Annotated in this window: 20 protein-coding genes; 9 read left to right on the forward strand and 11 right to left on the reverse strand. The window is 62.7% G+C overall.

The genetic code is table 11. From position 1 onward, the window contains the following. Positions 1–25 precede the first annotated feature (25 nt). The gene (gene hutU / locus RH950_RS01760; RefSeq protein ID WP_350053092.1) at positions 26–1,699 is read left to right on the forward strand and encodes a urocanate hydratase; all 1,674 of its coding nucleotides are present in this window, start codon (positions 26–28) and stop codon (positions 1,697–1,699) included. Here the strand turns inward: hutU and RH950_RS01765 are convergent. The 3 genes from RH950_RS01765 to RH950_RS01775 all read right to left on the reverse strand — a co-directional run bounded on the left by RH950_RS01765 (position 1,696) and on the right by RH950_RS01775 (position 4,717). Further along, complete coding sequence (locus tag RH950_RS01765; protein ID WP_350053094.1) at positions 1,696–3,189, reverse strand: tripartite tricarboxylate transporter permease; 1,494 nt, start codon at positions 3,187–3,189, stop codon at positions 1,696–1,698. The genes hutU and RH950_RS01765 overlap by 4 nt on opposite strands. A 10-nt stretch (positions 3,190–3,199) precedes the next feature. Next, positions 3,200–3,676, reverse strand: a complete 477-nt coding sequence (locus RH950_RS01770) for a tripartite tricarboxylate transporter TctB family protein (RefSeq protein ID WP_350053096.1) — start codon at positions 3,674–3,676, stop codon at positions 3,200–3,202. 102 nt (positions 3,677–3,778) lie between these two features. Continuing rightward, the gene (locus RH950_RS01775; protein ID WP_350054236.1) at positions 3,779–4,717 is read right to left on the reverse strand and encodes a tripartite tricarboxylate transporter substrate binding protein; all 939 of its coding nucleotides are present in this window, start codon (positions 4,715–4,717) and stop codon (positions 3,779–3,781) included. Between the two features lie 216 nt (positions 4,718–4,933). On the opposite strand from RH950_RS01775, the gene RH950_RS01780 reads away from it, so the two are divergent. From RH950_RS01780 to msrQ, 4 genes are all read left to right on the forward strand, one after another. After that, positions 4,934–5,611, forward strand: a complete 678-nt coding sequence (locus tag RH950_RS01780) for a response regulator transcription factor (RefSeq protein WP_350053098.1) — start codon at positions 4,934–4,936, stop codon at positions 5,609–5,611. Beyond that, positions 5,604–6,974 (forward strand): sensor histidine kinase N-terminal domain-containing protein, encoded by a 1,371-nt coding sequence (locus RH950_RS01785; protein WP_350053100.1) that lies wholly within the window; start codon positions 5,604–5,606, stop codon positions 6,972–6,974. The genes RH950_RS01780 and RH950_RS01785 overlap by 8 nt, the downstream gene beginning before the upstream one ends. Continuing rightward, entirely contained in the window at positions 6,971–8,029 is a 1,059-nt protein-coding gene (locus tag RH950_RS01790) for an ABC transporter substrate-binding protein (RefSeq protein ID WP_350053102.1), read from the forward strand. The genes RH950_RS01785 and RH950_RS01790 overlap by 4 nt, the downstream gene beginning before the upstream one ends. A gap of 256 nt (positions 8,030–8,285) precedes the next feature. Continuing rightward, on the forward strand, positions 8,286–9,209 hold the full coding sequence (msrQ, locus tag RH950_RS01795; protein WP_350053104.1) for a protein-methionine-sulfoxide reductase heme-binding subunit MsrQ: 924 nt from the start codon (positions 8,286–8,288) through the stop codon (positions 9,207–9,209). On the opposite strand, the gene pstB is transcribed toward msrQ, so the two are convergent. Together pstB and RH950_RS01805 are read right to left on the reverse strand one after the other, a co-directional pair. Further along, complete coding sequence (pstB, locus tag RH950_RS01800; RefSeq protein WP_350054238.1) at positions 9,154–9,900, reverse strand: phosphate ABC transporter ATP-binding protein PstB; 747 nt, start codon at positions 9,898–9,900, stop codon at positions 9,154–9,156. The genes msrQ and pstB overlap by 56 nt on opposite strands. Positions 9,901–10,085: 185 nt before the next feature. After that, on the reverse strand, positions 10,086–10,712 hold the full coding sequence (locus RH950_RS01805) for a 2-hydroxychromene-2-carboxylate isomerase (RefSeq protein ID WP_350053106.1): 627 nt from the start codon (positions 10,710–10,712) through the stop codon (positions 10,086–10,088). 139 nt (positions 10,713–10,851) lie between these two features. Between RH950_RS01805 and RH950_RS01810 the strand changes: the two genes are divergently transcribed. Then, complete coding sequence (locus RH950_RS01810; protein ID WP_350053108.1) at positions 10,852–11,034, forward strand: DUF2256 domain-containing protein; 183 nt, start codon at positions 10,852–10,854, stop codon at positions 11,032–11,034. Here RH950_RS01810 and RH950_RS01815 read toward each other — a convergent pair. The 3 genes from RH950_RS01815 to RH950_RS01825 form a co-directional block, all read right to left on the reverse strand. After that, entirely contained in the window at positions 10,992–12,518 is a 1,527-nt protein-coding gene (locus tag RH950_RS01815) for a cryptochrome/photolyase family protein (protein WP_350053110.1), read from the reverse strand. The two genes, RH950_RS01810 and RH950_RS01815, sit on opposite strands and share 43 nt — an antisense overlap. A gap of 269 nt (positions 12,519–12,787) precedes the next feature. Continuing rightward, entirely contained in the window at positions 12,788–12,925 is a 138-nt protein-coding gene (locus RH950_RS01820; protein WP_350053112.1) for a hypothetical protein, read from the reverse strand. 127 nt (positions 12,926–13,052) lie between these two features. Beyond that, a complete protein-coding gene (locus tag RH950_RS01825; RefSeq protein ID WP_350053114.1) occupies positions 13,053–14,933 on the reverse strand; it encodes a PhoX family protein in 1,881 nt (626 codons plus the stop codon). Between the two features lie 428 nt (positions 14,934–15,361). Between RH950_RS01825 and RH950_RS01830 the strand changes: the two genes are divergently transcribed. From RH950_RS01830 to RH950_RS01840, 3 genes are read left to right on the forward strand one after another with little or no spacing between them, the layout of a single operon-like run. Next, positions 15,362–16,075 carry an energy-coupling factor ABC transporter ATP-binding protein gene (locus RH950_RS01830; RefSeq protein WP_350053116.1) on the forward strand — a complete coding sequence of 238 codons (714 nt, stop codon included), beginning with the start codon at positions 15,362–15,364 and terminating at the stop codon, positions 16,073–16,075. Continuing rightward, positions 16,072–16,671: an energy-coupling factor transporter transmembrane component T family protein gene (locus RH950_RS01835; protein WP_350053118.1), complete on the forward strand. Its 600-nt coding sequence runs from the start codon at positions 16,072–16,074 to the stop codon at positions 16,669–16,671. Before RH950_RS01830 ends, RH950_RS01835 begins: the two co-directional genes overlap by 4 nt. A 25-nt stretch (positions 16,672–16,696) precedes the next feature. Continuing rightward, positions 16,697–17,248, forward strand: a complete 552-nt coding sequence (locus tag RH950_RS01840) for a biotin transporter BioY (RefSeq protein WP_350053120.1) — start codon at positions 16,697–16,699, stop codon at positions 17,246–17,248. 73 nt (positions 17,249–17,321) lie between these two features. On the opposite strand, the gene RH950_RS01845 is transcribed toward RH950_RS01840, so the two are convergent. From RH950_RS01845 to RH950_RS01855, 3 genes are all read right to left on the reverse strand, one after another. Continuing rightward, positions 17,322–17,609, reverse strand: a complete 288-nt coding sequence (locus RH950_RS01845; protein ID WP_350053121.1) for a hypothetical protein — start codon at positions 17,607–17,609, stop codon at positions 17,322–17,324. Between the two features lie 98 nt (positions 17,610–17,707). Continuing rightward, entirely contained in the window at positions 17,708–18,676 is a 969-nt protein-coding gene (locus RH950_RS01850; protein WP_350053123.1) for a PLP-dependent transferase, read from the reverse strand. Between the two features lie 4 nt (positions 18,677–18,680). Then, on the reverse strand, positions 18,681–19,823 hold the full coding sequence (locus tag RH950_RS01855; protein WP_350053125.1) for a hypothetical protein: 1,143 nt from the start codon (positions 19,821–19,823) through the stop codon (positions 18,681–18,683). Between the last annotated feature and the right edge of the window lie 6 nt (positions 19,824–19,829).

The following is a 19,829-nucleotide window of genomic DNA, read 5'->3' on the forward strand; positions in this document are numbered from 1 at the left end:
CAACTGCCAGGCCGGAGCCGAAATCATGAGTGACCCACGCAAGAATGCCCGCGACATCTTCCCGCCGACCGGCCCGGAGCTGAACGCCAAGCACTGGACCACCGAAGCGCCGCTGCGGATGCTGATGAACAATCTGCATCCGGACGTGGCCGAGAACCCGCATGAGCTGGTGGTCTATGGCGGCATCGGCCGGGCCACCCGGACCTGGGAGGATTTCGACCGGATCGTCGCCAGCCTGAAGGACCTGGAAGAAGACGAGACCCTGCTGGTGCAGTCCGGCCGCCCGGCCGGGATCTTCCGCACCCACAAGGACGCCCCGCGCGTCCTGATCGCCAACTCCAACCTGGTGCCGCACTGGGCCACCTGGGAGCATTTCAACGAGCTCGATCGCAAGGGCCTGATGATGTACGGCCAGATGACGGCCGGCTCCTGGATCTATATCGGCAGCCAGGGCATCGTGCAGGGCACCTATGAGACGTTCGTCGAGGCCGGGCGCCAGCATTATGGCGGCGACCTGAAGGGCAAATGGATCCTGACCGGCGGGCTTGGCGGCATGGGCGGCGCCCAGCCGCTCGCCGCCGTCTTTGCCGGGGCCTGCTGCCTTGCCGTCGAATGCGACGAGACCCGGATCGATTTCCGTATCCGTACCGGTTATGTCGACGAAAAGGCCACCAGCCTCGATGAGGCGCTGGAGATGATCGCGCGCTGGACGGCGGCGGGCGAAGCCAAGTCCGTCGGCCTGCTCGGCAATGCCGCCGACATCTTCCCCGAGTTGGTCAAGCGCGGCGTGCGCCCGGACATCGTCACCGATCAGACCTCCGCGCACGATCCGATCAACGGCTACCTGCCCCAGGGCTGGTCCGTCGCCGAATGGCGCGCCAGGCGGGAGAGCGATCCGAAAGCAGTCGAGAAGGCCGCGCGCGCCTCGATGAAGGTGCATGTCGCCGCCATGGTGGATTTCTGGAACCAGGGTGTGCCGACGCTGGATTACGGCAACAACATCCGCCAGGTCGCGCTGGAGGAGGGGCTTGAGAACGCCTTCGCTTTCCCCGGCTTCGTGCCCGCCTATATCCGCCCGCTGTTCTGCCGGGGCGTCGGCCCGTTCCGCTGGTGCGCCCTCTCCGGCGATCCGGAGGATATCTACAAGACCGACGCCAAGGTGAAGGAGCTGATGCCGGACGACACGCACCTGCATAACTGGCTCGACATGGCGCGGGAGCGGATTTCCTTCCAGGGGCTGCCGGCGCGGATCTGCTGGGTCGGCCTCGGCGACCGGCACCGGCTCGGCCTTGCCTTCAACGAGATGGTCCGGAACGGCGAGCTGAAGGCTCCGGTGGTGATCGGCCGCGACCATCTGGACAGCGGCTCCGTCGCCTCCCCGAACCGGGAGACCGAAGCGATGAAGGACGGCTCAGACGCGGTCTCCGACTGGCCGCTGCTGAACGCTCTCCTGAACACCGCCTCGGGCGCCACCTGGGTCTCTTTGCACCATGGCGGCGGAGTCGGCATGGGCTTCTCCCAGCATGCCGGCATGGTCATCGCCTGCGACGGCACGGAGGATGCCGACCGGCGGCTGGAGCGGGTGCTCTGGAACGATCCGGCGACGGGCGTCATGCGGCATGCGGATGCGGGCTACGAGATCGCCATCGAGTGCGCCCGGGAACATCAACTCAATCTGCCGGGCATTCTCGGCCGCTAAGCCGCCTTGCCCTGCCGCCAGCGCCGGTATGTCGGCAACAGGATCAGCCCGACGCCGATGACCAGCAGGCCAAGGGTCATAGGCCTTTCGACAATGAAGCCCGGGCCGTCCCCGAGGTTCATCGCCCGGGCGAAGTTGTTCTCCAGTATGGAGCCGAGGATGAAACCGATCAGCAGCGGGGCCAGCGGATAGTCGGCAGCACGGAGAATGGTCGCGAAGACGCCGAGCCCGACCAGAATCAGGAGTTCCGTTGCGTTATTCTGGCCAATGTAGGCGCCGATCAGGGTGAAGAAGAGAATGAACGGGATCAGGTAGCTGCGCGGTACCGTCAGCAGCTTGGCGATGTAGGGTATCAGAGGCAGGTTCAGGATCAGCAGCACCACGTTGCCGATATACATGGAGATGATGACGGCCCAGAAGATATCCGGGTTGTCGATCATCAGCCTCGGCCCTGGCTGCACGTTCAGCGCGATCAGGGCGCCGAGCAGGATCGCGGTGGTGCCCGAGCCCGGAATGCCCAGCGTCAGAAGCGGCACGAAGGAACCGGTACAGGCCGCGTTGTTTGCCGCTTCCGGCGCTGCCAGCCCCTTGATCGATCCCTTGCCGAAAGCCTCCTGGTCCGCGCCCTTGGCGATGTTGCGCTCGACCGCGTAGCCGAGGAAGGAGGCGATCGTGGCGCCGGCCCCCGGCATGACGCCGATCAGGAAGCCTTGAATGGATTGCCGGCCGATCACCGGAGCAATCGCCTTTGCCTCCTCCCGGGTGATACGCAGGTCCTTGATCTTTCCGCCCTGGTTATTGCCACCACGGCTCGGGTCCAGGATCAGGTAGATCGCCTCCGGCAGGGCGAACAGCGCCATTGCCAAGGTGATGAAGCCGAGCCCGGACTGCAGATCCATGATGCCCATCGTGAAGCGGGGTGCGTTGAACAGGGCCGACTCGCCAACCGTGGCCAGGATCAGGCCCAGAACGGTCATCATCAGTGCCTTCAGGATCTTTCCCGAGCCCGCGAAGGCGGCAATCGCCGAGAGCCCCACGACCATGAGCGCAAAATATTCGGCCGAATGAAATAGCAACGCAACCGAGGACAGCATGGGCGCGAAGCCCATGAGCAGCAATGCGCCGATCGTGCCGCCGGAGAAGGAGGCAATGGCGGCGATGGTCAGTGCCTTGCCTGCCTTTCCCTGGCGCGCCATCGGATAGCCATCGAAGGACGTCGCGACAGTTCCCGCCACGCCGGGCGCGTTGATCAAGATCGAGGAGGTAGAGCCGCCGAAGATGGCGCCGTAATAGACCCCGGCCAGCAGGATCAGTGCGGCGGAGGGATCGCCGATCTTGATGGCAACCGGAATCATGATGGCGATTATGGACATCGGGCCAAGCCCGGGCAACATGCCGATGAAGGTGCCAAGCAGACACCCCAGAACGACCATGACCAGGTTCTGGAATGAGAATGCGGCGTCAAGGCCGAGCAGAATACCGTCAAGCATCGGAGCCTCCTCAGCTCATGAGACTGGGAAATGGACGCAGGAAGATGCCGAGCGCCTCCTGCACGACCAGCCAGACGAAGACGGCTCCGCCGATCGCGACAGGGACGAGCAGTTTGAAGTTTCGTTCACCGAGAATCATGCCCGTCGCAACGAGGAACAGCGTCGTCGCGGCAAGGAACCCGACAGGGCGCAGGGCAACCGCAAAGAGGATCATCGAGAGCACGATCAGGAGCGCCTGGCCGACCTTGTAATCGCCGAGCCTGGACAGGTCGATTTCCGGCGCGGTGCCCTCGGCGGCCGGTTTGCGCGGAGACACCAGAATCAGAAACGAAAGAATGACAGCGGCAACGCTCAGCACCGTCGGCCAGGTGTTCGGCTTGAACGACATGTGCCGCTCGAAAGGCAACAGCGGATATTCGAACGCGGCGAAGCCGTAAAGCAGGGCTCCGGCAAGAAAGAGCGCGGCGATCCATTTATCGAGCGGCATCTCGTCCTCCCTTTTAGTGCGTGCAGGCGAAGCCCGGAGGCTTCGCCGCAACAGCTCTTCCTTTTACAGGAAGTTATTGTTTCTTCGGACCCGGCGTGCGGATCACAGGAAACCAAGCTTTTTCATCAGATCCCCGACCTGCTTTTCCTGCTTCTCCAGGAATTTGCGGAAATCATCGCCGGAATTGTGAATGTTGACCCAGCCATTGCGAGCCCGCACTTCTTCCCATTCCGGAGTGTCGTACATCGCCGCAAGCGCCGCGCGGTACTTGTTGGCGGTCTCTTCGGGCAGACCCGGAGCAGCGAAGAACCCGCGCCAGTTGACGAATTCAACGTCGATACCCTGCTCCTTCAGCGTGGGGGCGTCCTTGAAGGCTGGAACACGCTTTGGCGCGGTAACGCCAATGATCTTCACCTCACCGGCTTCTGCCAACGCAACCGCTTCGGAAAAGCCGGTGGAGAGAGCCGCAATCTCGCCGGAGAGCAATGCCGCCATCGCCTTGCCGCCCGCGTCGTAGGGAATGTACTTCACCGCCGTCGGATCGGTCTCCGCCGCTTCCATGGCCATCGCCGCGACCAGATGATCCATGCCGCCAGGTACGGAACCGCCACCGATCGCCACTTTTCGCGGGTCCGCCTTGTAGGCAGCAACCAGATCGGTGAAGGAATTCAGCGTGCTGTCCTTGTTGACCACAAAGGCCGCATAATCGCCGATGGTGCCCGCAATCAACGTAAGATCCCGGAAGTTCTGCGGAAACACCTTGGTCAGGGAGCGGATGACGATCGGCGTCGAATTGACCATCAGGGTACCCTGATTGGACTCGGCATTCTCGATCAGAAAACCGATCGCCTTGCCGCCACCGCCGCCGGACATGTTCTCATAGGATGCAGAGCCGACAATGCCCGACTTGGTCAGCGCCTCGCCGGTCCCGCGCGCAGTGCCGTCCCAACCGCCGCCGGCACCGCCGGGGATCAGGAAGTGGATCGAATCGACGACTTTCTCAGCCGCCTGCGCACCGCCGAAACCGGCAAGCGACATCATCGCAGCCACCGCTAACGGAGATCCAAAACGAAAGAATTTCATAGCTTTCCTCCCAGGAAAATGGCGGGTGAAGGTCTTTCCCGCCTTCATTAAAACCGCAGCGATCCTATTCCATCAACCTGTCACCAACCTGTCGCGGGCCTGGCGTCTGGATTTCGGGCGTGGCAGGCGCCATGCTGGGCAAATAATGCACGAATGCGAGAATCGAGACAGCCGATGCGCGTATTGCTCGTCGAAGACACCGAGGATGTCGCCGAGGCGATCGTGATCGCGTTCGGGCGTGCCGGCTACCCGGTGGATCATGCGGCGAGCCGTGATGCGGCGGAAGCCGCGCTGGCGGTTCAGGATTACGACGTTGCGATCCTGGACATCAATCTGCCCGACGGGTCGGGGGTCGATCTGCTGCGCACCCTGCGCCGGTCCGGCCGCCAATTCCCGGTACTGATGCTGACAGCACGACTTGCTGTCGATGACCGGGTCGAGGCGCTCGATATCGGTGCCGACGACTATCTCATGAAACCCTTCGATCTGCGCGAACTGGAAGCCCGCGTGCGCGCACTCTATCGGCGCCAGTCAGAGCCCCGGCCGACGGTCCTCACGCACGGCGACGTCACCCTCGACCCGGCCAAGCAGGTGGTGGAAATGGCCGGCTCCGCACTGACCCTCACCCGCCGTGAGTTTGCCCTCCTTCGGGTATTCATGAGCGATCCGGAACGGGTGCTCTCGAAGGACAAGATCTTCGAGCGCATGTTCGCATTCGACGAAGAAGAGGTCGGGATCAATGCTGTCGAGCTCTATGTGGCCCGGCTGCGCAAGAAGCTGGACGGATCCAGATTGTCGATCCGCACCCTTCGCGGCCTCGGCTACCAACTCACCGTGAACAGCGATGCGTAGCCCATCGATCACAACGCGGCTTGCGGCGACGATCATTCTTGTACTGCTCGGTGGCGGAATCGTCGTCATGCTCGCTGCACTGGCCTATGGACGCCAGGCATCCGACGAGGCCTATGACAAGCTTCTGGCGGGCGCCGCCTTCGAGATCTCGCGCGCCATTGCCGTCGCCGACGGCAAGCCGTTTGTCGACCTGCCGGTTGCCGCATTCGAGATCCTCGCTCTTGCACAGGACGATCGTGTTTTCTACCGGGTGATGACCGAAGAGGGGATAACGCTTACCGGGTACGAGACATTGCCGGCCCCGACTTCCATGGGCGCGACAGTCGCGTTTTACGATGGCGAGATCTTCGCGTCGAAGATCCGCCTCGCATCCGTTACCCGGCGTATGGCCGAGCCCGGATATTCAGGCAATGTCCGCGTGATCGTCGCGCAGACCACCGGTGCACGCTCCGCGCTTGCCTGGAACATCGCCCAGAAGGCACTGGTCCTTCTCCTGGTTTCCGGCGGCATGCTCGTGGTTCTGGCGATGGTCGCCGTCGCCTCCTCGCTACAGCCGCTGCGTCGCATTGAGCGCATCCTCCGGCGCCGGGAATCCGTCGACCTGACGCCGCTGGAGGTTGCGGCGCCGAGGGAAGTCGAAGCGATGGTCGGCGCCATAAACCATTTCATGTCACGCCTCGCGCGCCGCGTTGACGCAATGCAGAACATGATCGCGGACGCGACTCACCAGCTGCGCACCCCGATCGCCGCTCTCCGGGCACAAGCGGAGCTCGCCAGCGACGAGACCGACCCGGAGCAGTTGCGTCAGATCATCAAGCGAATCCATCAACGCACACGCGGCCTCTCCCGGCTGGCGGACCAGTTGCTGAGCCGTGCACTCGTGATTCACCGCGCGGACGCCGTGGCGCGAACGCGACTCGATCTGAGAAAGATCGCGATCGCCGCCTCGGAAGAAATCGATCACGATGATGCCGAAGCGGCGGCGCATCTCCGGTTGGATCTGCCGCAGGATGCGGTTTGGATCACGGGAGACACGCTCACCCTCGTCGAGGCGACAAAGAATCTCGTTACCAATGCCTTCAAGTACGGGCTCCCTCCCGTCACCCTTTGTGTTCGGGGAACCCCCACTCCCACCCTCCAGGCGATCGACCATGGTTCGGGCATTCCGGAGGCCCTGTGGCCCGAATTCGGCCGCCGGTTCGCCCGGGGCGGTCGGACCGATATCGACGGCGCCGGCCTCGGGCTCGCCATTGTCAGGTCCGTGGCCGAAGCGCATGCGGGCACGCTGGCCTTCTCGCGGCCGGCTCCCGGAACATTCGCCGTCTCGCTCATCCTTCCGCCGGGAAAGGGCGCGCGCGAATGATCCGGTTGCTTTTCATCTTCCTTCTCTGGCCCTGCGCCCTCCAGGCGCAGGAAGCTGTTGCCCTGTACGGACCCGACCGGGACGCCGCATCAACCTATATGGTCATCGAGGGATCGACGGATGTCACGCCCTTCACCCCTCTCCTCGAGGCCTTTGCCGCGCAGAACCCGCAGTTTGCCATCCGGTACGAACAATGGAGCACCAACGACATATACACCCGCGCGGTTGCAGCCTGCCGCGAAGGTCGCCGAAGCGCGGACCTGGTGATCAGTTCCTCGATCGACCAGCAGGTCAAACTGGCCAATGACGGATGTGCCCGAAGATACCGCTCCGCGGTCACCGACACCCTTCCCGAGTGGGCGGTCTGGCGCAACGAGGTCTTCGGACTGACCCGCGAGCCGGCGGTCATCGTTTACAATCGCGACAAGGTTCCGAAACCGGATGTGCCGCATTCCCGGTTCGACCTGTTCCGGCTCCTGCGCGAACCGGGCAACCGGTACACGGGACGGGTCGCGACCTATGATATCGAGCGTTCGGGCCTAGGGTACCTGTTTGCCTTTGCCGATGCCCAGCAGGCCACCACATTCGGCCGCCTGATCGAAACCTTCGGCCGGAATCATGCGGTGGCCACCTGCTGTTCCGCCGAGATCATCGACCGGGTCGCCAGCGGTGAGTTTCTCATCGCCTACAATCTGCTCGGATCCTATGCCCTGCTGCGCGCCGCCGAAGACAACAGGATCGGGGTTGTCGCCCCGACCGACTATACGCTCCTGCTGTCCCGCGCAGCTCTCATTCCGAAAAGCAGCGGGAACTTCGACGGTGCCCGGCGGTTCATAGATTTCGCACTCGCGCCTGCCGGAAGGGCCGCTCTCACCGAAGGTCATCTGATCATTGAGTTTTCCGGGGAAGACGGAAGCAACAGCCTGAACTTGCCGGCCTCAAGCCTGAGGCCGATCAAGTTCTCTCCGGTTCTCCTGGTCGGTCTTGATGCGCAGAAGAAATCCCTGTTCCTTGAGCTCTGGCGCTCAAGCGTGTCGCAGATCCGCTCACCCTGACCTGACAGCACCGTGGCAATCTGGTCTTCGTCTGCAAAGGCTCTCGAAGTTCCGGCGCCCGGTGTCATGCGGGCAGGACGAGCCCCTCGCATGTCTGGGGCTCCAGCCTTCAATCAGTTGAACCTTCGGGCATCCTCAGCCCGCATAAAGGTGGCACCGATCACGGAATAGTGCGTTTGCAGGGGAGGAGAAACCAACCAGCTTTTCCCGACGCGCCCCGTTTTCGGTTTCAGGCAAGGCAAGGATAGAGTCCCGCATGAGCGTTGTTACCGGCAGCCGCCGGATGAGCCGTCCGTTTGCCGTTTATCTGCCCTGGACAGACCGGACCGGACGAATCTCGAGCGCGAAGCTCATTACTTTCCTGACCCTGCTGGCCCCGGCCCTGCTGCTGCTTTACGACAGCCAGGCCGGCACGCTCGGCCCCCGCCCATGGGAAGAGGCCATCGGCCGGGTCGGCTGGTGGTCCGTGGTCTTCCTGCTGGCATCGCTGGCCGTCACGCCGCTGCGCCGGGCGTTGCGCTGGAACGGGCTGTTCGCGGTACGCCGGATGATCGGCGTCAGCGTCTTTCTCACGGTCATGCTGCATCTGCTGCTTTATACCGGCCAGCAATCCTGGGACCTGCCCAAGGTCGCGGGTGAAATCATCCTGCGCTTCTATCTGACCATCGGTTTCGTCGCCCTGCTCGCCCTCGCCGCCCTTGCCGCGACGTCGACGGACGGCATGATACGGCGCCTCGGCGGCAAGCGCTGGCAGCTCCTGCACAAGCTGGTCTATCCGATCGGCCTGCTGGCGCTGGTGCATTTCTTCCTGCAATCCAAGAACGACGTGACCGAGCCGATCCTGTTCAGCGGGCTGTTCACCTGGCTGATGCTATATCGGCTATGGTGCTGGCGCCTTGGCGATCCGGCAGTCGTGGGACTGGTGCTTCTAGCGGTCGGTGCGGCGCTGCTGACAGGCATCGGCGAGAGTATCGGCATCTCGCTCAAACATAACGTCCCGCTCCCGGTAATGCTCCAGTCGCAATTCGATTTCGGGATTGGCATTCGACCAGCCTGGTGGGTGCTGGGTGCTGGCCTTGCCATAACGTTCGCAGCGGTGATCCGGCGAGCGCGAGCCGGAACAATCAACCGTAGCGCCCGCCAATATAATCCCGGCAACGGTGGTCGTCCGGCGCGTTGAACAGCGTCTCCGTGTCGCCAATCTCTACCAGCTCACCGAGATGGAAGAACCCGGTGCGCTGGGCAACCCGGGCCGCCTGCTGCATATTGTGGGTAATGATGACGATGGTGAAATCGGCCTTCAACTCGCCGATCAAGTGCTCAATCAGGTCGGTCGCGTGGGGATCCAGCGCGGAACAGGGCTCGTCCATCAGAATAACGTCCGGCTCATAGGCAATCGCGCGGGCGATACAGAGCCGCTGCTGCTGTCCACCGGAGAGATCCGTGCCCGGCTCCGCAAGCCGGTCCTTCACTTCCTCCCACATACCGACCCGTTCCAGGCACGTCTGAACGGTATTTTGAACATCCTCGCGTTCCCAGACCATGCCGCGGATCCGCGGACCGTACGCGACATTGTCAAAGATCGAGGAAGGAAACGGGTTCGGTTTCTGTGCCACCCAGCCGAAACGCCGACGCACCTCCGTCGGATCAAGTGCGGGATCGTAGATATCCTGACCGTCCAGGGTAATTGTGCCTTCGAGACGGGTCCCCGGCAGGATTTCGTTGGTCCGGTTCAGGCACCGCAGCATGGTCGACTTACCGCATCCCGAAGGCCCGATAAAAGCGGTGACCTCACGATCGTAGAGATCAAGACTGACCCGGTCCAACGCCTGCTTTTCGCCATACCAGAAGCTTACATCCCGGCACTGCATCTTCAGGCGGCCGTCAGAGTGATGGTGACCGTCCGGAAAATTCAGCTCTTGCTCGAACAGATATTTTGTCATGGCCGGGAGACTGTACAGTCCCCTGGGGCTGGCCATTGACACAGATCAAAAGACCGCAATTGTAACGCAGGCTTCACATTTAATTGCGCCGGCACAGATCCTTCGGAACTGGCCTAGGCAGGCAGGGTCCAGTCGTTCGCAAAGGGCTTTTCCAATGCTCGCGCCACCAGCTCCAGCCGGTCCTGGCCATAGAACGGATCGCCGTCGACGACATAGGTGGGCGAGCCGAAGAAGCCCCGGTCGATGGCTTCCCGGGTATTCGCGCGGTGTTGTGCGTCGATCTCCTCCGCACCTGCGGCCTCGAACAGTGCCGTCCCATCGAGCCCCACTGAAGCAGCAATGGCGAGCAGGGTGTGCCGGTTCGAAAGATCCGCATCGTCGGCCCAGTGCGCTTCGAGAAAGCCATGCGCCAGACGATCCGTCGCCGCCCCGGTCTCCCCGCAGGCGATCAGCATCCGGTTCGCCATGTCGTAGGACTCATGATGGTAGGTCGGCCGCCGTTTGATGGTTCGGGCGCCGCGATATTCCGCCCAGCGACCGATTTCACGGCCAAACCAGTATGAAACATACGTCTCCTCGCGCACCCGCTCCGCATTGCCGCGCGCCGTCACCAGATCGCGCAGAAAGAACGGCCGATGCACCACCACGGCGCCCGCCTTCGCCGCGATCTCCTGGAACAGGGCCGAGCCGATATAGGCATAGCCGGAATAGGCCGCATAAAAATATTCGATCGTCTTCATCTCGTCTCCGAAGCAGCAGGGTACCGCCGCCATACTAGACTCGGGGCGGGCGGTCCGCGAGACGCAAGATGAGCGAGTGATCCCGGTCGCACACTCGACCGTAAAGGCAGTACCGTTCCGTCACGACCTGGAGACCCGAATGCGCCGCAAGAGCGACCTGCCGGAAAAAACCTGCCCCGTCTGCGACCGCCCCTTCTCCTGGCGCAAGAAATGGGCCCGGGTCTGGGACGAGGTACGCTACTGCTCGGAGCGCTGCCGGCGAGCTGTGAAGACCGCCGTTCATCGCAACCCGGAGAGAAAGACCGCCGCGCTCTCGCGATAGGCCGCGCGCTTCTCCTCCGCCATCCGGTCCCATGTCCTGTAGACTTGCCCGAGCCGAGGATTGTCACCGATCAGGGCACGGTTGCGGACGAGAAAGTCCCAGTAAAGCGCGTTGAAGGGGCAGGCACCGGCGCCGGTTTTTCGCTTCACGTCAAAGCGGCAGGTGCCGCAATAGTCGGACATCCTGTTCATGTAGTTGCCGCCGGCGGCATAGGGTTTTGAGCCGAGCAGCCCGCCATCGGCGAACTGGCTCATCCCCAGAGTGTTCGGCAACTCGACCCACTCATAGGCGTCAGCATAAACGGCGAGATACCATTCATGCACCGCGCGCGGCTCGATCCCGGCAAGCATGGCGAAATTGCCGGTGACCATCAGGCGCTGGATATGGTGGGCATAGGCCTCTTCCCGCGTCTGCCCTATCGCGGCGGCAAGGCAGGCCATATCGGTCTTACCCGTCCAGTAGAATTCCGGCAGAGGACGTGCGGCCCCGAAGAAGTTCATGTCCGCATAGTCCGGCATTTTCAGCCAGTAGATCCCGCGGACATATTCCCGCCAGCCGATGACCTGGCGGATGAAGCCTTCCGCCGCGTTCAGCGGTACCTCTCCCGCGGCATACGCCGCCTCGACCTTGCGGCAGACCTCCAGCGGGTCCAGCAGGCCCGCATTGATGTATTGGCTGACTACAGCGTGATAGAGAAACTTCCGGCCGCGCAGCATTGCATCCTGGAAATCCCCGAAACGCGGCAAGGCCACCGAAATGAAATGCGCGAGGGCGGCTTCCGCCCCGGCGCGGGTGACAGCGAACCAGAACGGGCGGAGATCGCCGAAATGATCCGCGAAACGCTCCTCGACCAGATCGAGCACCTCGCCGGTCGTCCGGTCCGGCTCCTCGCGGTGCGGCTCCGGCATGAACAGGTCCGGCGCGGCCGGCTTGCGGTTCTCGGCATCGAAATTCCAGCACCCGCCGCATGGCGCGTCCCCCTCCATCAGCAAGCCGGTCCGGCGCCGCATCCCGCGGTAGAAATGCTCCATGCGGAACTGCTTGCGTCCGTCGGCCCACGCCGCGAACTCCTCTTTCGAAACCAGAAAGCGGTCGTCGGGCAGGATCTCCACCGGCACGCTTAGCCGCTCCTGCCACCCGCGCATATCCTGAAGCAGGCGCCATTCCCCCGGCTCGGTTACCAGGACGCGACCGCTCCCGTGACGCCGGACGGCGCGCCCGACCTCTCCGCCGAGCGATCCCGTGTTCGCGTCCGAGTCGAGACGCACATACTCGACGTCCCAGCCCGCGTCCCGCAGCTCGTCCGAGAAATGCCGCATGGCGGAGAACAGGAAGGCGATTTTCTTTTTGTGGTGCCGGACGTAGGTCGCCTCCTCCGCGACCTCGGCCATAAGCACCAGATCGCGCCCCTTGCGGGCCTTGCGGAGCGCGGAAAGCCGCGGCGTCAGTTGGTCCCCGAGAACCAGAATCAGATCACCCGCCATTGCCCGCACCCTCAGAACCCGCCTAGGGAGAAGTACGAGGATCCGCCAAAACCGGATCGATCAGCCCGGAGGCCGCGCCGGAAATACCTTGAACGCGGCAGCTCCACAGACCCGGGCACTGGGTTTGTCGCCGGCTGCGGATCACCGACGCAAAGCATCAACGGGTCCGAAGCACGGGCTTCACCTGACCCGCCACTTCCCTGCCCGCCGACCTGAAATGCGTTTCGGCTTGAATTCCCGCGCCGCCTGGGGCAGAAGCCCAGCACTCCCTATCCGGTCATGGCTGCGCGGCATATCGGCTTGCGCACCGCCACGGCGCCTGCCTTCGCCGCGATCTCCTGAAACAGGGCCGAGCCGATATAGGCGTAGCCGGAATAGGCCGCGTAGAAATACTCGATTTTTTTCATGGAATGACCGGAGAGCCGTTACGGGACGAAACACCCTAACCGGCAGATCGCCCGGCTTCGAGAAGATATCAAAAGCAAACGGCCGGCTGCGTCGGCAGCCGGCCGTCCTATTCGTACTTCGCCGGTCTTAGCCGATCAGGCCGCCGTCATTGCGTTTGATGGCAATGACACAAGACTGGGGAACCGTGTCGCCGCCGCGCGGGAAGTGGCTGTCGCCCTTCTCGCCCGGATGCTGGATGCCGACGAACAGGGTCTTGCGGTCCGGGCTCCAGGTGATGCCGGTGACCTCGCACTCCTTCGGGCCGACCAGGAACCGTTTGATCTCGCCGGTTTCCGGATCGCCCACCAGCATCTGGTTGTTCCCCATACCCGCGAAGTCGCCTTCGTTCTTGTAGCTGCCGTCCGTCTGGATCCAGAGCAGGCCGGTGCTGTCGAAGGCAAGACCGTCCGGGGAGTTAAACATGTTGTCGGCATTGATGTTCTTGGAACCCGCGTAAGCGTCGGAATGAACCGTCGGGTTGCCCGCAAGCACGAACAGGTTCCAGTTGAAACCGCTCGCGACATGGTCGCCGCCTTCCGGCTGCCAGCGGACGATCTGACCGTAATTGTTCTTCTCGCGCGGGTTCGGGCCGACAGCCGGAGTGGCGTCGCCACCGGCATTCGGTTTCACACCGCGATTCTTGTTGTTGGTCAGGCAGCAATAGATCTCTGCCTTTTTCGGATGGGCCGAGACCCATTCCGGGCGGTCCATCGTGGTGGCGCCGACTTTCGAGGCCGCGATCCGGGTATGGATGCAGATCTCCGCTTCGGACATGCCCGTTGTTTCCGGTGTCAAAGCGAGCCATTCGCCGGTTCCGTCTTCGTTGAATTTGGCAACGAAGAGCACGCCGTCTTCAAGCAGGTCGGAATTGTCGCCACCGATCGCATAGACGCCGTCCGAGACGAATTTGTAGATGAATTCACCGCGCTCATCGTCTCCCATATAGACGACGACCCGGCCGTCGGCCGCGACGACGACTTCCGCGTTCTCGTGCTTGAATCGGCCAAGGGCGGTGCGCTTTTTCGGTGTCGAGGCAGGATCCATCGGATCGATCTCGACCACATAGCCGGCCCGGTTCGGCTCATGCGGATGTTTGGAGATGTCGAACCGCTCGTCGATTGTGGCCCAGGCATAGCCCCAATCCTTGGTCTTCACGCCATAACGGGACAGCTCCGCGCTCGGCTTGTAATTCTCGTCGCTGGAGGAGAAGTAGCCGTTGAAGTTTTCCTCGCAAGCAAGATAATTGCCCCACGGCGTCCGGCCATTGCCGCAATTGTTCCAGGTGCCAAGCGACATGGTCCCGCTCGGGTCGGCTTCGGTCTTCAGCAGATCATGGCCACGCGCCGGGCCGGTGATTTCCATCGGGCTGTCGGCGGTGATCCGGCGGTTGAGCGGGGAATCGATGACCGTCGCCCATTTGCCGTCCTGCTCGACGATTTCCATGACGGACACGCCGTGCGCCGCCTTGCCCTTGCGCACATCGTCGGCGTTTTCCGGCAGCATGCTTTCACGGTTGCCGTACATGATCGGACGGTTCGTATATTCGTTGTTCACGGCGAGCACGTGACGACTGCCATCGACGAACAACGCCATGCCGTCATTGTTGTCACCGAAAGACAGCTCCTGGCTCTCCGCGGTACCGCGGGTCGCATCGTCGAAAGCAACGCCCGTGGACCAGAGCGGATCGCCCCACGAGACGACAACGTCCCAGCTATAGCCTTCCGGCACCGTGATGGTGTCTTCGGTATTGGCGGCGATCTGCTTGAAAGACAGCCGCGATGCGGCCTGCGCCGGTGTCAGTGCCGAGGTCCCCATCAGGAAGCTGGCCGCTCCGAACACTGTCAGCGCGCCAAGAAAGCCGCGGCGGCTCATCGCTTTTTCCACAACAATGTCGAAACCGCAAACGTCCGGGCTCGGGTTGGTCGCCTCATCCCATTCGTCGAAGGACATTTCATGGTCAGCTGCCATCGCAGCTGCACGGATCACGTTTGTCATATCTCACCTTTTCTACGTTTTGTCGGCAGAGTGACCTTGCTCAGGCCTCATCTTCCCGGGCTGCTGTTTTTTGCCGCCGAAGCGCTTGTTTGCATCCGCAGCCTACGCAGGCGCTGTTGTGTAAATATGACATCGAGCGATCAATTTTCGCTTTTCATTCCCCTTTGGCCGAGGAATGAGACGAAGTGTCGACTGCTGAAACCAACAGGACTCTCTTTGCGCTTTTTTATGTACTGTCTTTCATTCGTTGACAGCCTTTCCGGATTCAGCATTTCTTCTCGCACCTGGTTTTGCAGGCAAGATCGACGGCAGGATAGAGCGCCTTTCGGGTTGAATTCCCGCGCCGCCTGGGGCAGAAGCCGAGCACTCCCTATCCGGTCATGGCTGCGCGGCATATCGGCTTGCGCACCGCCCCGAGGACCGGCGACGAGGACGTTGCATTGATCGCATTCGATACTGTCAGCGTGACGGCGGGCGACCGGACCGTGCTCGCGGATATCTGCCTGACGCTGCGGGAACGGCGCATTGCCGTGATCGGCGCCAACGGGTCCGGTAAATCGACCTTCGCCCGGCTGATCAACGGTCTGCGCCGGCCAAGCATCGGTGCCGTCACCGTGGATGGCCTCGATACCGTGAAAGCCGCGAAGGAGATCCGACGGCATGTCGGATTTCTGTTTCAGGACCCGGACAATCAGATCGTCATGCCGCTGGTGGAGGAAGACCTTCGTTTCAGCGTGAAGGCGCTGAAACTCGGTCCGGCAGCGGAAAACGCTCGGATAGAACGCATCCTCGACACGTACCGGCTGACCCATTTGCGGCATCAACCCTCCCACAGCCTGAGCGGCGGCGAAAAGCAGCTGCTTGCACTCGCCAATGCGATGCTCCGGGAGCCGCGTTATCTGGTGCTGGACGAGCCCACCACCCTGCTCGACCTGAAAAACCGGAAACGCGTGATGAATGCCATTGATGGGCTGGAGCAGACGGTGATCTGCGTCACCCACGATCTGGAGATCGCCGCGACAGCGGAACGTGTGCTTGTCCTCGCGGATGGCCGTGTCGCTTACGATGGCACGGCGACCGACGCCATCGCGGCCTACCGGGAGATGGCGGCGTGAAACTGACGCTCTATATCCGCCGGGACTCTCCGGTCCATGCCCTGCCCGCCGGCTGCAAGCTCTGTCTGCTGCTCACGGCGGGAGTGCTGATCCTCCTGACCGACAATCCTCTGCTCCTCGGCGGCGGACTTGTCACGGCGCTGGCCGGTTTTCCGCTCGCCCGGCTCCCCCTGCCGGAAATCTTCCATCAGGCCCGCCCTCTGCTCATTGTCCTGGCAATCTTCTTCACGGCACATGCCCTGTTTACTTCGATCGGGACAGGAACGGTGCTGACCCTGCGGTTCGCCATCATGATCGCCGGCGGCCTGCTGCTGACGCTGACGACACGCGTCTCGGACCTGATGGCCGTGCTGGAGCGCGGGCTCAGCCCGCTCGCGCCGCTCGGTCTCAATCCGGAAAAGGCCAGCCTTGTCTTCGCCATGACCATCCGTTTCATTCCGGTTCTCGCGGAAACCTGGGAAACGGTGCGGGCAGCGCAACAGGCCCGCGGCATGGACCGTAATCCGCTCGCCCTGCTGATCCCGATGACGGTGCTGACCCTGCGCCGGGCGGAGCAGATCAGCGACGCCATCGAGGCGCGGGGCGTGGATCTCTAACGCAGAAACTTCGGGAGGCTATCTCATGACCACACGCGACCTTGTCCTGATCGCGCTATTTGCGGCTATTACCGCCGTGCTCGGACTGTTCCCGGCCCTCACGCTCCCCGTGACCGGTGTTCCGGTGACGGCGCAGACACTCGGCGTCATGCTGGCCGGCTCCGTCCTCGGCGCCCGGCGCGGCGGCCTGGCACTCGTCGTCTTCCTGGTGCTGGTCGCCCTGGGCCTGCCGCTGCTCGCCGGTGGACGCGGCGGCGCGGCGGTTTTCGCCGGCGTCACGGCCGGCTTCCTGTTCAGCTGGCCGGTCGCGGCCTTCGTCATTGGCTGGCTGACGGAACGGCTCTGGAGCCGGTACGCGCTCCTTCATGCCGTCGCCATCAACGTCTTTGGCGGCATCCTCGTGGTCTATGCCGGCGGCATCGCCTGGATGGTTGCGGTCGCGGGCATCCCGCTGGACAAGGCGCTTTACGGCTCACTGCCGTTCATCCCGGGCGATGCGCTGAAAGTCATTGCCGCGGCCACGGTCGCGGTCGCCCTGAAACGCTACCAGCAGCATCCGCTCGGCCAGACGGTCTGACCCGACAACCGAACGGGTCCGGAATCAAAAAGCGGCCCTTCGGGGCCGCTTTCAGACTGGTCTGTGGGATTGCTCAGACCGCAATATCGAGTGTCGTCCCGCGGTTCGGGTCGCCGGAGCCCGGCAGCCGGTCGTCACGGCTTTGTGCGCCCGGATTGTCGTTCTCGCCGCGATCAGCCGACGTGTCGGTGACATTGACCACGGTGGGTTCGCTCGGAGCTGCGTCGATGCTGGCACCTGATGCGCCGATCTGCTGCTCGGACTGATCATCTTCCCCAACGGGCGGTACCGCAGGTGCCTGCGTCTGCGTCAGGTTTCTGAGGTCTGCTACTGATGCGCTTACTGCTGGCCCAACAGCCATCGTCCGTCTCCAACCGAAGTTTCGAACCGGTCTCAATTCGTCCTTGTAATATAGCGATTACAGCCTGAAATTTCAATCTATCTTGATGCAGGGCACTGTCAGCCGGCTGTTTCAGCGAACGCGGTCTGGAAATCCCGGACCAGAATCTCTGGATCTTCCGCCGGGATACCGAACCGGACGAGCCCGTCCGGAATGCCCAATGCGAGACGGATGTCCTGCGGAACCGCTTCGTAGTTCCGGCAAGCGTAGTGCCAATAGCTGCCCGGCTGTCCCGGCGCCGTTCCGGGCCGGAACCGGCTCAGACGACCAAGAGCCGCGCTGATCTCGTCCGCCCGGCCGTCGATGATCACCGACAGGTCCGGACAATCCTCGCCGGGATGGAAGAGCTCCGCAACAATGCCCCAATCCTTCAGGAAGGATGCGAGCGCCGCCGCCGCCGACGCCCGCGCCGCCATCACCTCCGGCGCTGCCTGCAGGGCCAGCAGCAATGCCGCGGCCTGGTCGGGGCTCGGCATGGCGTCATAGGCGTTCTGCAAATAGGCGAAGCGGTCTTCGACGAAACCGGCAGACCCGGAGAATGTGACGAGCCCTCCGCGAGAGACACCGGGAGGCGCTGAGATGAACACCGCATCGCAACCATCCGCAAGCGGTTTGGTGACCGCATGACCGAGCCCGGAATTATCCACCAGAACCAGAACATCACGGGCTTTGGCGAAGGCCGCGACACGGCCAATATCAGCCCGGGAGAGACGTGGCCCGGCCACGGCCTCGAGCCAGAGCATCCGGGTGTCGGCGGTAACAGCCCGTTCCAGCGCATCCAGATCCGCCATATCCGCGATGCTGACCCTGAGGCCCGCGGACCGGCGCCGGACGGATTCGATCATCCTGTAGGTGTCGGGGTGCGCGCCTTCGGAGAGGACCAGATGACTGCCCCCGTCAAGCAGGTCTAGCAATGCTGAAATGGCCATCGGCGCGGAGACGAATCCATAGCCGACCCTGCCGCCATACGCCGCCGCGAAGGCCTGTTCGAGCGCAATCAGCGCCGCCGATTTGTCTGGCGCCGCCATCAACTCAGCGGCCGTTGAGAATTCTGATGCTGGTCTGGGCCAGGGACTGAAGCGGCTCGAATCTGAGAAACCGCATCGAAGAATCCCCCACATAGGTGCGCCAGAGCTCGATCGAATGGTCGATCCGGCTCATGGAATCGCCAATCTGATAAAACCGGGTCCGGGCCTTTTGCAGAAACTCGATGAATGGCTCCGGGCTCTTGTGGTCCCGGAACAGGGTTTCATAGGAATTGCGATAGTCCGCCAGCATCAGGTGAACTGCTTTCCAGCGCTTCTGATAAAGCTTTCGCCACTGACCGAGCCGCTCGTTCAAGACGACCTGCGCCGTCGCAGGCATGCTGTCGAGCGGGCGCGACTCGGTGTTCAGCCAGTTTGCGTAATCTTTCCAATGCGCCTGCCGCCGCGCGAACAGATGCTCGTAATAGATAACGCCTTTCCAGGCATAGAAGGTGTCCGCGGCGTCGCTCTCCGAAATCCGCATCGCCTGCATCAAGGGGCTCAGGGCATCCGTGTCGGTACCGTCCCAGAGCTTGTTGACCAGCGTCTTCAGATAGATCGCACGATTCGCGTCGGTCACGCCCTCGAACGCGGTTTCGACGATCGGCTGGAACTGTTTCATGACGTGGTCACGCACCCTGCCATATTCCGCGGCGGTGACCTCGAAATAACCCGGATGGGGGTCGTATCCCTCGGCCTCCATCCGCTCCCGGAACAGGAAGGGATCCACCGAGGGCAGATCGTCCAGAATGTTCAGAATCTTGAGATCGGCCTCGGCTTCCTCGGACTCCGGCGACGCCGACATCCCCGCATGGAACTGCATCGCCATCCGCAGATTCTTGTCATTCAGGAAGATGGAGCGCCCGCCGTCCAGGTCCGCCTTTTCGCCGTAGGAAAAGAAGATCTTGGTCCCGACGGGTTTCGTCGCCGCTTCCCGCATCTCGTCGTCGGGATAGGTTTCCTTCATGAAGATCGCGTTGTTCAGGTCCCTCGTCTTGAACAGGAACTGCCCCGGCGCGCCGCCGTCCGCCAGCACATTGCGGTGCAGAGCCGCACAGTTGAAGACGCGGGAAGACCCGGCCTGCAGCATGCGCGACAGCTGCTCTATGGCAAGACGTTCAATCGAAACACGTTTACGCGTATGACCCATGGCGGG

It is taken from the genome of Nisaea sp. (assembly GCF_040217065.1).
Taxonomy (GTDB): Bacteria; Pseudomonadota; Alphaproteobacteria; order Thalassobaculales; family Thalassobaculaceae; genus Nisaea.